The sequence below is a fragment of the Cryobacterium zhongshanensis genome (assembly GCF_022760445.1).
GTDB classification, from domain to species: Bacteria; Actinomycetota; Actinomycetes; order Actinomycetales; family Microbacteriaceae; genus Cryobacterium; species Cryobacterium algoricola.
Window position 1 is genome coordinate 1,652,521 of record NZ_JALGAR010000001.1, and the last position, 14,036, is coordinate 1,666,556.

Here is a 14,036-nt window from a genome sequence, read left to right on the forward strand (position 1 = left end):
ACGAACCTTCCGAACGGACAATTGCTGTGCTCAGTGTGCAAAACCTCGAAATCAGAGTCGGGGCGCGCGTGCTCATGGAAGACGTCAGTTTCCGCGTCTCCGCCGGCGACAAGATCGGCCTCGTCGGCCGCAACGGTGCCGGAAAGACGACCCTCACGAAGACGCTCGCGGGGGAGACGATGCCGACCCACGGCCAGATCGACCGCTCCGGCCAGATCGGCTACCTGCCCCAGGACCCGCGCTCCGGTGAGCCGACCATGCTCGCGCGCACCCGCATCCTCGACGCCCGTGGCCTCGGAACGATCTCTCTCGGCCTCTACCAGGCCGGCCTCGACATGGGCAGCGACGACCCCAAGGTCGCCGCGAAGGCCATGAAGGTCTACGGCAACCTGACCGACCAGTTCAACGCCCTCGGCGGCTACGCGGCGGAGGCGGAGGCAGCCTCGATCGCGAGCAACCTGAACCTGCCGGACCGCATCCTCGACCAGGAGCTGCAGACCCTTTCCGGCGGACAGCGTCGCCGCATCGAGCTCGCCCGCATCCTGTTCTCCGCGGCGGAGACGATGATCCTCGACGAACCGACCAACCACCTCGACGCCGATTCCGTCGTCTGGCTCCGCGAGTTCGTCAAGAACTACCGCGGCGGCGTCATTATCATCTCCCACGACATCGAACTCGTCGGCGAGACCGTCAACCGGGTGTTCTACCTCGATGCGAACCGCATGGTCATCGACATCTACAACATGAACTGGAAGAACTACCAGCGCCAGCGCCTCGCGGACGCCGACCGTCGCAAGAAGGAACGTGCCAACGCCGAGAAGAAGGCATCCACCCTGCAGCTGCAGGCCGCCAAGTTCGGCGCCAAGGCGAGCAAGGCCGCTGCGGCCCACCAGATGGTGGCCCGGGCGGAGAAGCTGCTCTCCGGGCTCGACGCCGTGCGCGCCGTCGACCGCGTGGCCAAGCTGCGCTTCCCCGTGCCTGCCCCGTGCGGTCGCACCCCGCTGATGGCGAACGACCTGTCCAAGAGCTACGGTTCGCTCGAGATCTTCGCGGCGGTCGACCTCGCGATCGACCGTGGGTCGAAGGTCGTCATCCTCGGCCTCAACGGTGCCGGCAAGACCACGCTGCTGCGGATGCTCGCGGGCGTCGACAAGCCGGACACCGGCACCATCGTGCCCGGCCACGGTCTCCGCATCGGCTATTACGCGCAGGAACACGAGACCATCGACGTCAAGCGCAGCGTGTTGCAGAACATGGTGTCCTCCTCGCCGAACATCACCGAGATGGAGGCCCGCCGGGTTCTCGGCTCGTTCCTCTTCACCGGTGACGACTCCGACAAGCCGGCCGGGGTCCTCTCCGGTGGTGAGAAGACCAGGCTCGCCCTCGCGATGATCGTCGTGTCCGGCGCCAACGTTCTGCTCCTGGACGAGCCCACAAACAACCTCGACCCTGCGAGCCGCGACGAGATCCTCGACGCCCTCGCGCACTACGAGGGTGCCGTCGTCCTGGTCAGCCACGACGAGGGCGCCGTCGAGGCGCTCAACCCGGAACGGGTGCTGATCATGCCCGAGGGCACAGAGGACCACTGGAACAAGGACTACCTCGACCTGATCATGCTGGCCTAGCCAGCGCCGCCACCGGTCGGTCCGCGCTTTCGGCAAGCGCGTCCGTCAGTGCGTCCGGCAGTGCGTCCGTTAGTGCGTCCGTCAGTGCGTGCTGTCGATCAGGTCGTCTTCGACCTCGGCGTCCGTGCGCGGCCTTGCGGCGATCCGGCGGGCGCGTTCCTCCGCGCGGGTGCGCTCCTCGGGATCGTCCGCGTTGAGATTGCGGAATTCCTGACGGACCGCCCAGCCGAGCCCGATGAAGCCGAGCAGGGCGAACAGCATCCACTGGAATGCGTAGGACAGGTGCGAGCCCTCGTCAGCGACCGGCCTGGTCACGCCGGCGGGGCGGGTGGCGGGCGCCGGGTCCTCGGAGGCCATCAGGCCGTACGCACCGGTATATGTGGGTGCGCCGACCCGTTCTGCGACGTCGGCGAGATGGATCGTCGCGATCTGGTTTCCGCTCGCCGTGCGCCCGGGAAGGGTCGGCTCTCCGGCCTTGAGCCTGGCGATGACGGTGACTTCACCGGACGGTGCGGCGGGAACCGGGCCGGGGGCATCCGCTGTCTCACCGGTGGGGACCCAGCCGCGATCGACGACGAAGACGGTGCCGTCGGCGAGGAGCAGCGGTGTCAGCACCTCGAAGCCGGGGTGGACATTCATCGGGCGGTTCCGCACGATCAGCTCGTCCGCGATGAGGTACGTTCCGGTCATCGTCACCGGGAGCCACTTCTGTGACTCGGCGAAGGAGTCGAGGGTGGGCAGGGCTTCCGTCAGGCTCACCGGCGTGTGGTCGTAGTTCGCGTCGACCTTGTTGATTTCGACGAGGGCCTCGTTGCGCCTGGCGAACTGCCACATGCCGAGACCCGCGCAGGCGGCGCCGAAGATGATGGTGAGCACGAGGTAGCCGGCCCACCGGCGGCTGAACGCGAACTTCCAGCCGATCACGACGGGTTCGTCCCGACGGGTGCCTGGGCCTGGGCCGTGCCCGGTGCGGCGTCGAGGGCGATGACGGCCACCGGAAAGTCCCGGGCGGCCAGGAATTCACGCAGGTAGTCGACGTGCTCGGTGCAGGCGAGCCAGGTCTTGACCCGGTCTGCGGCATGGATGCGGGGGTTGCGCCAGTCGATGCGCCACTGGGCGTCCTCCCGGCAGCCGGCCCGCGAACACCGGGGTGTGTCGAGGTCGTCGTCGAAACCGATCATGAGTCGGCGCCGGGGTCGCGGGATGCGTCGCGAGTGGAATCCGGTCGCTCAGAGGCCTGCTCGGGCGGCGACTGGGGGAACGATGAGGAATCCGGCGCGGTCGAGGACTGGCCTGAGGACTGGCTCGAGGACTGGCTCGAGGATTGGCCGCGGTACAGCTGAACGGCTCCCGGGCGGACGACGGTGGTTCCCGCGCCGCTTCCATGGACGTTCGCGACGATGACCGCGAAATACGGGAGCAGGATCGCTCCGGCGGCGCAGACCAGAAGCCACCAGCCGTGCACGAAGAGCATCAGGACGATGCACACCATCCGGATGCCCATGGTGACCGAGTATCTGATCATCCGGGCTCGTCGCTCGTCCTCCGGAGACGGAGGCAGGGACGTGATCGACTGCTGTTTCATACTCTCATCGCTTCGGTCAACCGGTGGAGGTTATGCCTGACAAGCCTACGTCCCGCCCGGTCTGTGGGATGACACCGTAAACTGGAATATACGTGCGTACGGCTGGTCGTTCGCTGGGAATAGATTGGAACCGTATGCCCTCCGTCAGGACCGTTCTCGTGACCGGGGGCAACCGTGGGATCGGCTTCGCCATCGCCGAAGAATTCGTACGCCAGGGCCACCGCGTCGCGGTCACGGCCCGCTCGGGCTCAGGCCCCGACGGCACCCTCACGGTGCGCGCCGACGTCACGGATGCCGCATCGATCGATGCCGCGTTCATCGAGATCGAGGCGGCCCTCGGACCGGTCGAGGTCGTCGTGGCCAACGCCGGCATCACGAAGGACACTCTTCTGATGCGGATGACAGAGGACGACTTCACGTCCGTGATCGACACGAACCTGAGCGGCGCCTTCCGCGTCGTCAAGCGTGCGTCCAAGGGCATGCTCAAGGCCAGGTTCGGCCGGATCGTGCTCATCTCGAGCGTGGTCGGCCTCTACGGTTCTGCGGGGCAGGTCAACTACTCCGCCTCCAAGAGCGGGCTGGTCGGGCTCGCCCGCTCGGTCACGCGCGAACTCGGCGCCCGGGGCATCACCGCGAACGTCGTCGCACCCGGCTTCATCGAGACCGAGATGACCGCAGAGCTTTCCGACGCCGTCCAGGCCGAATACAAGAAGAACATCCCGGCCGGACGCTTCGCATCCGCCGCCGAGGTCGCGAAGGTCGTCACCTGGCTCGCGGGCGACGACGCCGGTTATATCTCCGGCGCGGTGATCCCGGTCGACGGCGGCCTCGGCATGGGTCACTGACCAGGTCAGCGACACGCCCACCGGGACGTGGAGCCCGGCGCGAACCGGTGCGAGACCCGGGTCATGCAGTAGCCCCAGGAGACTAGGGCAGTTCTGGTGTCGAATTCAGGAGATCCCTGCCAACGGATGGGATCGGCCGCACTGGTCCGCGGGCCGGTATCGCTCGCCCGGGCGCATCTCCTGAATTCGGCACCACGATCGCGTACACACTCGCTGTCAGGTATGAATCTCGAGATGAGAAGCCCAAAAATAAGGTGAGCAAGCCTCGCATTAGTGTTCGATTCGGGGTAGAATCGGGGTATGGCAGGAGCTTCGGATCCACAGTCACACACCCCGCAGACACCCGGTTCCGGAGCCGCGGGAGACCAGCCCACCACGGTGGGCCGCGCATCCACCGAGTCGTCGGCTGAGTCGTCGGTCGCATCCGCGGAGTCGTCGGTCGAGTCAGCCCATCCGGTCGCGATTGCTGAGGGTTTCGAGGGTGTGGAGGTGCTGGCCGGGGCGGTTCCGTCGATGCATGCGGATGCTGTCGCCCGGCTCGCCGAGATTAAGACGGCCCTCGCAGAGGCCTTGGCGGCGATCCCGGTCGGACTGCTCAACGATGCGGAAGCGGTCACGGCGCTGAAAGAAGTAGAAGCGATTGGCCGGACGGTGGATGCGGCCCGGGTGAACACGGCCACCGATGTGGATCGGCGGGCGCGGGTGCTCGGCCGGGACGGTCTGGCGTGGAAGATGGGCTGCCGCGGACCCTGGGACGTACTCACCCGAGTGACCCGGGTCTCGGCCCGGGAAGTGAAGCGCCGCACGAAACTCGGCGACGCGGTGTTGCCCCGCCGGGCAGGGCTGACGGTGTTGCCGCCGCTCTTCCCGGTCGTCGGGGCCGCTCTGACCGCGGGGGACATCGGGGTCGAGGCGGCCGAGTTGATCACGACGGGGCTCGGGTTGGTCAGTCACCGGGCCGTCCCGGCCGAGGTGGAGGTTGCCGAGCGTGCCCTGGTCGCCACGGCGGCCGGGTGGATCACCCCGGAGACTGAGATCCTCGCCGGCGCGGGGGTGCCGGCGGCTGCGGATCTGATCCGGGGGATGGTTCTCCAGTGGCAGGCCGTCCTCGACCCCGACGGCGTCCTGCCGCAGGAGGATGTGTTCGAGGCGAAGTCGAACATCGGCTTCGGCCAACTCAAGAACGGCCTCTACCCGCTGAAGGGCGGGGTGACGCCCGAACTCTTCGGGATGATGAACACCCTCTTCGACGCGTTCCTGAGCTTCCACGCCCGGCCCGCGTTCCCCACCGAGGAGGAACAGGCGCTGATGGATTCGGGGCAGATGATCCCCGGCGCCGAAACCGCAGGCAACGCCGACAGTGGCGCCGGCACGGGCCCGGAGCTGGACGTGATCGAAGCGGAACTGCGGGAACGCCGCCAGGACACCCGCACCAGCGGGGAGAAGCGCGCGGACATCCTCCGGGCGTTGATCGAACACGCCGCCCGCGACCAGGACACGCCGTCGATGGGCGGGTCCGCTCCCACGGTGATGGTGCACGTGAATGCCGACGACCTCGCCTCCGGGGTCGGGGTCGGGTGGATCGACGGGGTCGAAGCGCCGGTGTCGCTGAAGACGGTGCACCAGCGGATCTGTGACGGCGGTTTCCAGGGGGTGTTGTTTGGCGAGAACAACCAGGTCCTCAAACTGGGTCCGGAACGGCGCTACTTCAACCGGGCGCAGCGCCGGGCGATCACCGCCCGGGACGGCGGGTGCATCATCCCCGGCTGCAAGGCCCCGGCGCACTGGGCCGAGGTCCACCATGTGAAGCCCTGGGCGAAAGACGGCCCCACGAACGTCGACAACGGGGTCCTCCTGTGCTGGTTCCATCACCACACCATCGATACCTCCGGGTGGGAGATCCGCATGGTGAAGGGGTCACCGCAGGTGCGGGCTCCGGGGTTGATCGATCCGCAACGGCTCTGGCGGCCACCGAACCGGCACCGCGCCCATCAGGTCCTGACCGGACCACCCAACCGCGACTGAAGTGCGCCGCACACGGCGCTCCGACAGTGGAAGCGCTAGCCGCGGAGGCCGAGGAGTGGCAGGACCTGGCTGAGATCGCAGATGTCGATCGCGACATCCGCTTGGGCCCGCACGAGGGGCTTCGCGTTGAACGCGATGCCGAGGCCCGCGACGTGCATCATCTTCAGGTCGTTCGCACCGTCGCCGACGGCAACGGTCCGGGGGAGCCCGACGCCGAGTTCGGCCGCCCACTCCTGAAGCGTGTCGGCCTTCGCGGTCGCGTCGATGATTGGCCCGACGAGGTTGCCGGTGAGGTGGCCATCGGCGACCTCGAGCCGGTTGGCCCGCCAGTGGTCGATTCCGAGGCTCTCCGCGAGCGGGTCGAGTACTTCGTGGAACCCTCCGGAGACGACACCGATCCGACTGCCATGAGCGTGCAGGCCCGCGATGAGCTCGTGGACTCCCGGAGTCGGGCGCACCAGGAGACCGACGTCGGCGAAGACGCTCTCCGGCAGCCCGGCGAGCGTCTTCACCCGGGCACGGAGACTCTGGGCGAAGTCGATCTCACCGCGCATGGCCTGATCGGTCACCGCGGCGACGAGTTCGAGCGACCCGGCGGCATCCGCCAGGAGCTCGATCACTTCGTTTTCAATCAGGGTGGAATCGGAATCGAGGACGACCAGGAAACGAGTGGGACGGGTCACGGGTGTACGTGCACGCCCTTGCCGACCACGGTGATGCCGGACTCGGTGACGCTGAAGCCGCGCGCGAGGTCACGGTCCCTGTCGACGCCGACGGAGGCGCCCGCTGCGACGACGACGTTCTTGTCGAGGATGGCCCGACGTACGGTCGCGCCGGGCAGGATCTGCACCCGGTCGAAGAGGATCGAGTCCGCGATGTGGGCCCCGGAATCAATGGACACCCACGGTCCGAGCACGCTGCGCTCGATGTGGGCTCCCGAGATGACACAGCCGAGAGACACGATCGAGTCGATCATTGTGCCGAGCGAGCCGCGGCCGTCCCTGACGAACTTGGCCGGCGGCGAGTTGAGCTGCTGGCTGAAGATCGGCCACTTCTGGTTGTAGAGGTTGAAGACCGGGAGCGCGCTGATCAGGTCCTGGTGCGCCTCGAAGAAGGAGTCGATGGTTCCCACGTCGCGCCAGTAGTACCGGTCGCGATCGGTGGAGCCGGGTACCTCGTTGCGCTGGAGGTCGTAGACGCCGGCCTCGCCGCGGGACACGAAGTCGGGGATGATGTCCCCGCCCATGTCGTGGCTCGAGTCGGTGCGTTCGCCGTCGCGCAGCACGGCTTCGATCAGGGCGTCGGCGTTGAAGACATAGTTGCCCATCGAGGCGAACACCTCGTGCGGAGCATCGGCCAGGCCGATGGCGTCCTTGGGCTTTTCGCGGAACTCCCGGATGTGGTCCGGCGTTGCCCCGTCGACTTCGATGACGCCGAACTGGTCGGCGAGACCGATCGGCTGCCGGATCGCGGCGACCGTCGCCTGCGCGCCGGAGGCGATGTGGGCCGCGATCATCTGGCTGAAGTCCATGCGGTAGACGTGGTCGGCACCGACAACGACGACGATGTCGGGCTTCTCGTCGTGGATCAGGTTCAGGCTCTGCAGGATCGCGTCGGCGGAGCCGGAGAACCAGCGCTTGCCGAGGCGCTGCTGCGCGGGGACTGAGGCGATGTACGAGTTGAACAGCCCACCGGAGACGTGCCAGGTCTGAGAGACGTGACGGTCGAGGCTGTGCGACTTGTACTGGGTCAGGACGACGATCTGGGTCAACCCGGAATTGATCAGGTTGGACAGCGCGAAGTCGATAAGCCGGTAATTGCCTCCGAACGGAACGGCCGGTTTTGCGCGGTCCTCCGTAAGCGGCATCAGGCGTTTGCCTTCACCGCCAGCGAGTACGATTCCAAAGATCTTCTTCGATGCCATGTCTTTACAGTAGGGGCATCCGGGGCCGGGGGCCACCCGAAAAGGTGTGTGTCTGACGGTGCTGCGCTAGTTTTATTGCATGCGAGTCGATCTGTTGACCAAGGAGTATCCACCAGAGGTTTACGGCGGGGCCGGCGTGCATGTCGCCGAGCTCGTCAAGGCCCTCCGCACTGACATTGAGGTCGTCGTGCGCTGTTTCGGAGCGCCCCGTGACGCACCGGAAACGTTCGCATACGGCGTGCCCGCCGAACTCGCCACGGCGAATGCCGCCCTCGCCACCCTCGGCGTCGACCTGCAGATGGCCCAGGACGTGTCCGGCGCCGACGTCGTGCACTCGCACACCTGGTACGCCAACGGTGCCGGGCATCTCGCGAAGCTTCTCCACGGCGTCCCTCACGTCGTCACCGCCCACAGCCTCGAGCCGCTCCGTCCGTGGAAGGCCGAACAGCTCGGCGGCGGCTATCGGGTCTCGAGCTGGATCGAACGAACCGCGTTCGAGGCAGCGGATGCCGTCATCGCCGTGAGCGGTGGCATGCGCGCGGATATCCTCCGCAGCTATCCGGCACTCGACGAGTCCCGGGTGCACGTCGTCTACAACGGCATCGACCTCGAGGCCTGGAAGCCGACCGCGGACACGGACGTTGTCCGTTCACTCGGCATCGACCCCAGCCGACCGTCCGTCGTGTTCGTCGGCCGGATCACCCGGCAGAAAGGACTGCCGTACCTCCTTCGTGCCGCGGCGTCCCTTCCGCCCGAGGTCCAGCTCGTGTTGTGCGCCGGTGCACCCGACACCGCGGAAATCATGGCCGAGGTCACCGCAGGAGTCCGGGCGCTGCAGGCCGAGCGCACCGGGGTCGTCTGGATCCCCGGGCACCTGTCCCAGCACGACCTCTCGGCCGTCCTGACCGCGGGTACCGTCTTCGTCTGCCCCTCGGTCTACGAGCCGCTCGGCATCGTCAACCTCGAGGCGATGGCCTGTGGCCTCCCCGTCGTCGGGTCGGCGACCGGCGGCATCCCCGAGGTCGTCGACGACGGGGTCACCGGGCGCCTCGTTCCCATCGACCAGGTCAGCGACGGAACCGGAACGCCGATCGACCCTGACCGGTTCGTCGCCGACCTCGCGCGCACCCTGCTCGAGGTCCTCGCCGACCCCGATCGTGCCGCAGAGATGGGCAAGGCCGGCCGGATCAGGGCAGAGGAAAAGTTCAGCTGGAGCCAGATCGCCACGAGCACACGGGAGATCTACGCCGGGTTGCTCTGAGCCCCGCCCGGCGTGCCGACGCCTCGGCGTCGGCAGATAACATGGATGCATGGTCAACGTTCTTCAATTCACCGACGTCTCCGTCGTCCGGGCTGGCACAACCATCCTCGACTCAGTGAACTGGAGTGTTGATGACGATCAGCGCTGGGTGATCCTCGGCCCGAACGGCGCAGGAAAGACCACGCTCCTCCAGATCGCCGCCGCGATGCTGCACCCCACCAGGGGCACCGCCGAGGTGCTCGAGGAGCCCATCGGCGGCACCGACCTGTTCGAGCTGCGTCCGCGCATCGGCTTCGCGTCGACCGCGCTTGCCCGCAAGGTTCCGGCAGGCGAAAAGGTCCTCGACGTCGTCATGACCGCCGCATACTCGGTGACCGGCCGCTGGACCGAGGAATACGAGACCATCGACGAGCGCCGCGCCCAGCGGGTGCTCCAGGAATGGCGACTCGACCACCTCGCCGATCGCACCTTCGGAACCCTGAGCGACGGCGAACAGAAGCGGGTGCAGATCGCCCGCTCGATCATGACCGACCCCGAACTGCTCCTGCTTGACGAGCCGGCGGCGAGCCTCGACCTCGGCGCCCGCGAAGAGCTCCTGCGCCTGCTCGGCGGTTATGCCCTTGAGTCGAGCTCACCGGCCATCATCATGGTCACCCATCACGTCGAAGAGATCCCCCTGGGCTTCACCCACGCCCTCCTCCTCTCGGGCGGCCGCGTCGTCTCGGCCGGCCCGTTCGCGGAGTCGCTGACGGCGGACACCCTGACCGAAACGTTCGGCCTGCCGATCGACCTGAGCGAGGTCGCCGGTCGCTTCACGGCCCGTGCGGCCTGACGCTCGCTTCTGCTAGACTCGACAGTCGGTCCTCGGGCCGTGTAACTTTTTCCTGCCGCCGTTCCCCGGTCCACCCGGTCCGGACCGGCGCACCTCATATAAGGAAGTTTTCATGAAGTCTGACATCCACCCCACCTACACCCCCGTGGTCTTCCGCGACCTCGCCTCGGGTGCGACCTTCCTGACCCGTTCGACGGTCTCGAGCGCCAAGACGATCGAGTGGGAAGACGGCACCACCTACCCCGTCATCGACGTGGAAATCTCCTCCGAGTCGCACCCGTTCTACACGGGCAAGCAGCGCATCATGGACTCCGCCGGACGCGTGGAGAAGTTCAACTCCCGCTACAAGGGCTTCGGCAAATAAGTCCGAACCACCGCACGCGCGTTACACAGAAAAGGCGAGCAGCCACGGCTGCTCGCCTTTTTCGTTGTCTGCTGCGCGCGTTACCGCTCCGGCCATGCACCGCTCGCGACGAACTTCGGGTCGCGTTCGCGGCGCATGTAGTCCTGGAAACGCTCGGCCTGCTGCATCGACCACTGCACCTGCAGGTCGTGCAGCTCGGCGACGGTGCCCGGCAGCACGGCGGCGTGTGCCTTGGCGATGGCCTGGGCGACCCTGCCCGCGGCGATCGCGTCCGCTCCGGCGTCATGGGCGTCGTCGAGGGACACCCCGTAGTACGCGCTCGTGACCTCGAGCGTGCGCTTGCCCTTGCGGTAGCGGTCCACCTGCTTGTCGATGACCAGCGGGTCGACGACGGGCGCGGGGGAGACGAGCGGTGCGACCCCGTAGCGCAGCGCCTCGCGGTTGAGCAGGGAGAGGTCGTACGGCGCGTTGTACGCCACGATCGGAAGGCCCCTGCCGAGCAGGTCGCGGATCGTCGCAACGATCTCGGTGACGCCTTCCCCCGCGACGCGGCCGTTCGCAACGGCCTGGGCGGTCGTGATGCCGTGCACGTTGGTCGCCTGCTCCGGGATGTCAATGCCCGGGTCGAGAAGCCAGTCGACGCGCTCGACGACCGCCCCAGAGACGTCGATCACGGCGACCGTCGCCGACACGATGCGACTCGTCTCCACGTCGATTCCGGTCGTTTCAAGGTCGAAGACGGCGAGGGTGTCACTCCAGTTGCTCATGGGGCCAGCCTAGGGCCGACCGACGACATCCCCGGGAGCCACCGCCGCCTGCCCCGCGCGTCCCCGTAAGCTGGAACGGATGATTGTTCCTTCGCCATACGACGCCCAGCTCGCCCGGATCCCGGTGAGCGTCCACACCGTCCCGGTGCTCGGGACCGACACCCGCTACTGGGAGTACGGTGATCCGGCCGCGACGACGACGATCGTGATGGTGCACGGCTTCCGTGGCGACCACCACGGCCTCGAGCCCGTCGTGGCCCAGCTCGCGGGGTACCGCATCCTCTCACCCGACCTCCCCGGCTTCGGCGAGTCGGCACCTCTCACGACCCTGGCGCACGACGTGCCGGGCTACTCGGAATGGCTCAGGGGTTTCGTCGCAGCGGTCGCCCCGACCGGGCGCACCGTGATCCTCGGGCACTCGTTCGGCTCGATCATCGCGGCGTCCGCCGTCGCGGGCGGGCTGCCCGCCGACGTCGTCGTCCTCGTCAACCCGATCGCGGCTCCCGCCCTGTCCGGTCCCCGCGGCATCCTCACCCGGCTCGCCGTGTTCTACTACTGGGCGGCCGCCGCGCTGCCCGAACGGCTCGGCTTCGCCCTGCTCCGCAACCGCGTGATCGTCCGCGTGATGAGCATCGCGATGGCCAAGACCCGTGACCCCGCCCTCCGCCGCTGGATCCACAACCAGCACGACCGGTACTTCTCCGCGTTCTCCGATCGCCGGGTCGTCCTCGAGGCCTTCCGTGCCTCCGTCGGAAGCGACGTGAGCGAATTCGCCGCGCGCATCCCGCAACGCACCCTGCTGATCGCGGCGGACAAGGACGACATCACCCCCGTCGAGGCCCAGTACCGCCTGCGCACGCTGTTCCCGGACGCCCGCCTCTATGTCATCCCCAACGTCGGGCACCTCATCCACTACGAAGTCCCCGTCGAAGCGGCGGAACAGTTGCGCCGCTTCCTGGACGAAACGCCACCAGCATGAGGATCGTGTTCGACTGCCGGTACACCCGGTTCGACCGGCACGACGGCATCAGCCGGTACACCTCAGAACTCGTCACCGAGCTGAGCCGGCTGCACCCCGTGACGATGCTCATCAGCGACCACCGGCAACTCGCGATGCTGCCCGCACTCCCGTGGCAGCTCGTGAGCGCGCCCACGAGCATCCGTGAGCCCCTCGTCGCCCTCCAGGTCAACCGGCTGCACCCCGACGTCGTCTTCAGCCCGATGCAGACCATGGGGTCCTGGGGCCGCAACTACCGACTGCTGCTCACCGTGCACGACCTGATCTACTATCGCAACCGCACGCCCCCGCGCGACCTGCCCGCCTTCATCCGGCTGCTCTGGCGGCTCTACCACCTCTCCTGGTGGCCGCAGCGGATGCTGCTGAACCGCGCAGACGGCATCGTCACGGTCTCGGAGACGACCAGGGCCCTCATGCTGAAGCACCGTCTCACCCGCAGGCCCATCACGGTCGTCCCCAATGCCGCAGGCGCTCTCGCCGGCGCGGCGGGCGCCGAGACGGGCGTCCGGCGCACCGGCCCGGCCACGGGCAGCCTCATCTACATGGGCTCGTTCATGCCGTACAAGAACGTCGACACGCTCGTGCGCTCCCTCGCCGACCTGCCTGGCCACGACCTGCACCTGCTCAGCAGGATCGGCGACGCCGAGAAGACCCGCCTCCAGACGCTCGTGCCCGGCGCGCGGATCGTGTTCCACGACGGCGTCTCCGACGAGGAGTACGTCGCCCTGCTCGATTCGGCGACGGCCCTCGTGACCGCGTCCCTCGACGAGGGCTTCGGGATCCCCCTCGTCGAAGCGATGAGCCTCGGGATCCCCGTCGTCGTGAGCGACATCCCGATCTTCCGCGAGATCGGCGGGGAGGCCGCGCTCTACTTCGAGCCGCGCGACGCCGCGGGTCTCGCCGCTGCTGTCCACCGGCTCGACGAACCGGGGGAGTGGGCGAAACGGTCGGGGCTCGCCATCGAGCAGGCCGCCCGCTACAACTGGGCCGATTCCGCCGGAATCCTGCTCCGGGTGCTCCGTCAGACGGCGGAGCGGCCCGCTCAGCCCGAGTAGTGCGTGTTCTCCGCGAAGCCGCGGATCGTCGCGTCGAAGTGCTCGAGCTCGAGGCGGCCGTCTCTCCAGAGGAAGTCGTGGACGGAACCGTTCGCGATGATCTCATCGGGGTGCGGGCGCACTCCGTCGGTCAGGTAGCGGATCAGCGTCCCGATCACACCGCCGTGGCAGACCACGAGCACCGCGTCACCGGGGAATTCCTCGGCCACGCGGCCGAGAGCCGGCAGCACCCTGTCGAGAACCTGCTGGCGCGACTCGAGGCCAGGCACCGGCATCCCGTTCGGAAACTGGCGCTGCCGTTCGGCGAAGGTGAGCCCTTCGATGTGACCGTGGTGGCGCTCGGTGAGATCGTCGATGATCTCCGGCCGCGGCAAGCCGAGTTCTCCCGCGATGATGCGGGCCGTCTCCGCCGCCCGGTCGAGGGGGCTCGAGACGATCTTCTCCCAGCCGGACGCACTCGGGGTCAGGCCGCCGTCGAGGCTCGGCGCTGACCCCGCGCGACTCCGCGTGAGCAGCCGCAGGCCGGTCTCGGCCGCCTGGGCCCGTCCGGTCGAGTTCAGCGGGATGTCGGTGCGCCCCTGGATGCGGGTGGCGAGGTTCCAGTCGGTCTGGCCGTGGCGGACGATGGAAAGCCTGGTCTGCAACCGGTGCATGGTCTCGCGTGGCTCCTGTCTGGTGCTGCCTGTTCCGGGCCGGTCCAGCCGTTCGCTGCCCCAGACCGGCGACCCGGACGCC

At 67.8% G+C, this 14,036-nt stretch carries 15 protein-coding genes; 8 read left to right on the forward strand and 7 right to left on the reverse strand.

Translation table 11 applies throughout. The annotated features are described in order from the left end of the window. The first annotated feature begins 26 nt into the window (after positions 1-26). Positions 27-1,625, forward strand: coding sequence for an ABC-F family ATP-binding cassette domain-containing protein (locus tag MQH31_RS07490; protein WP_134448675.1), 1,599 nt, complete (start codon positions 27-29; stop codon positions 1,623-1,625). A gap of 81 nt (positions 1,626-1,706) precedes the next feature. Here the strand turns inward: MQH31_RS07490 and MQH31_RS07495 are convergent, their stop codons facing one another. Genes MQH31_RS07495 through MQH31_RS07505 form a run of 3 tightly spaced genes read right to left on the reverse strand, consistent with a single transcriptional unit; the run spans position 1,707 to position 3,210 of the window. Then, positions 1,707-2,549, reverse strand: a complete 843-nt coding sequence (locus tag MQH31_RS07495) for an SURF1 family cytochrome oxidase biogenesis protein (protein WP_243011488.1) — start codon at positions 2,547-2,549, stop codon at positions 1,707-1,709. Further along, positions 2,546-2,806, reverse strand: a complete 261-nt coding sequence (locus MQH31_RS07500; RefSeq protein WP_243011489.1) for a hypothetical protein — start codon at positions 2,804-2,806, stop codon at positions 2,546-2,548. Before MQH31_RS07500 ends, MQH31_RS07495 begins: the two co-directional genes overlap by 4 nt. Further along, the gene (locus tag MQH31_RS07505; RefSeq protein ID WP_279238345.1) at positions 2,803-3,210 is read right to left on the reverse strand and encodes a DUF3099 domain-containing protein; all 408 of its coding nucleotides are present in this window, start codon (positions 3,208-3,210) and stop codon (positions 2,803-2,805) included. The genes MQH31_RS07500 and MQH31_RS07505 overlap by 4 nt, the downstream gene beginning before the upstream one ends. A 134-nt stretch (positions 3,211-3,344) precedes the next feature. On the opposite strand from MQH31_RS07505, the gene fabG reads away from it, so the two are divergent. Together fabG and MQH31_RS07515 are read left to right on the forward strand one after the other, a co-directional pair. Continuing rightward, positions 3,345-4,055: a 3-oxoacyl-ACP reductase FabG gene (fabG, locus tag MQH31_RS07510; protein WP_243011491.1), complete on the forward strand. Its 711-nt coding sequence runs from the start codon at positions 3,345-3,347 to the stop codon at positions 4,053-4,055. A gap of 300 nt (positions 4,056-4,355) precedes the next feature. After that, entirely contained in the window at positions 4,356-6,080 is a 1,725-nt protein-coding gene (locus MQH31_RS07515; protein WP_243011492.1) for an HNH endonuclease signature motif containing protein, read from the forward strand. Between the two features lie 35 nt (positions 6,081-6,115). Here MQH31_RS07515 and serB read toward each other — a convergent pair whose 3' ends face one another. After that, positions 6,116-6,763: a phosphoserine phosphatase SerB gene (gene serB, locus MQH31_RS07520; protein ID WP_134531884.1), complete on the reverse strand. Its 648-nt coding sequence runs from the start codon at positions 6,761-6,763 to the stop codon at positions 6,116-6,118. Further along, on the reverse strand, positions 6,760-8,004 hold the full coding sequence (locus tag MQH31_RS07525) for a glucose-1-phosphate adenylyltransferase (RefSeq protein WP_243011493.1): 1,245 nt from the start codon (positions 8,002-8,004) through the stop codon (positions 6,760-6,762). Before MQH31_RS07525 ends, serB begins: the two co-directional genes overlap by 4 nt. A gap of 79 nt (positions 8,005-8,083) precedes the next feature. On the opposite strand from MQH31_RS07525, the gene glgA reads away from it, so the two are divergent. From glgA to MQH31_RS07540, 3 genes are all read left to right on the forward strand, one after another. Beyond that, positions 8,084-9,265: a glycogen synthase gene (gene glgA, locus MQH31_RS07530; protein ID WP_243011494.1), complete on the forward strand. Its 1,182-nt coding sequence runs from the start codon at positions 8,084-8,086 to the stop codon at positions 9,263-9,265. Between the two features lie 49 nt (positions 9,266-9,314). Next, positions 9,315-10,097 carry an ABC transporter ATP-binding protein gene (locus MQH31_RS07535; protein WP_134531881.1) on the forward strand — a complete coding sequence of 261 codons (783 nt, stop codon included), beginning with the start codon at positions 9,315-9,317 and terminating at the stop codon, positions 10,095-10,097. A 112-nt stretch (positions 10,098-10,209) separates the two neighbouring features. Continuing rightward, positions 10,210-10,461 (forward strand): type B 50S ribosomal protein L31, encoded by a 252-nt coding sequence (locus tag MQH31_RS07540; RefSeq protein WP_134531880.1) that lies wholly within the window; start codon positions 10,210-10,212, stop codon positions 10,459-10,461. Between the two features lie 80 nt (positions 10,462-10,541). On the opposite strand, the gene MQH31_RS07545 is transcribed toward MQH31_RS07540, so the two are convergent. Further along, positions 10,542-11,228 (reverse strand): exonuclease domain-containing protein, encoded by a 687-nt coding sequence (locus tag MQH31_RS07545; RefSeq protein ID WP_134531879.1) that lies wholly within the window; start codon positions 11,226-11,228, stop codon positions 10,542-10,544. Between the two features lie 79 nt (positions 11,229-11,307). Between MQH31_RS07545 and MQH31_RS07550 the strand changes: the two genes are divergently transcribed. Beyond that, positions 11,308-12,207: an alpha/beta fold hydrolase gene (locus MQH31_RS07550; RefSeq protein ID WP_243011495.1), complete on the forward strand. Its 900-nt coding sequence runs from the start codon at positions 11,308-11,310 to the stop codon at positions 12,205-12,207. Then, entirely contained in the window at positions 12,204-13,301 is a 1,098-nt protein-coding gene (locus tag MQH31_RS07555) for a glycosyltransferase family 4 protein (protein ID WP_243011496.1), read from the forward strand. Before MQH31_RS07550 ends, MQH31_RS07555 begins: the two co-directional genes overlap by 4 nt. Here MQH31_RS07555 and MQH31_RS07560 read toward each other — a convergent pair. Further along, positions 13,289-13,945 carry a histidine phosphatase family protein gene (locus MQH31_RS07560; RefSeq protein ID WP_243011497.1) on the reverse strand — a complete coding sequence of 219 codons (657 nt, stop codon included), beginning with the start codon at positions 13,943-13,945 and terminating at the stop codon, positions 13,289-13,291. The genes MQH31_RS07555 and MQH31_RS07560 overlap by 13 nt on opposite strands. Positions 13,946-14,036: the final 91 nt, after the last annotated feature.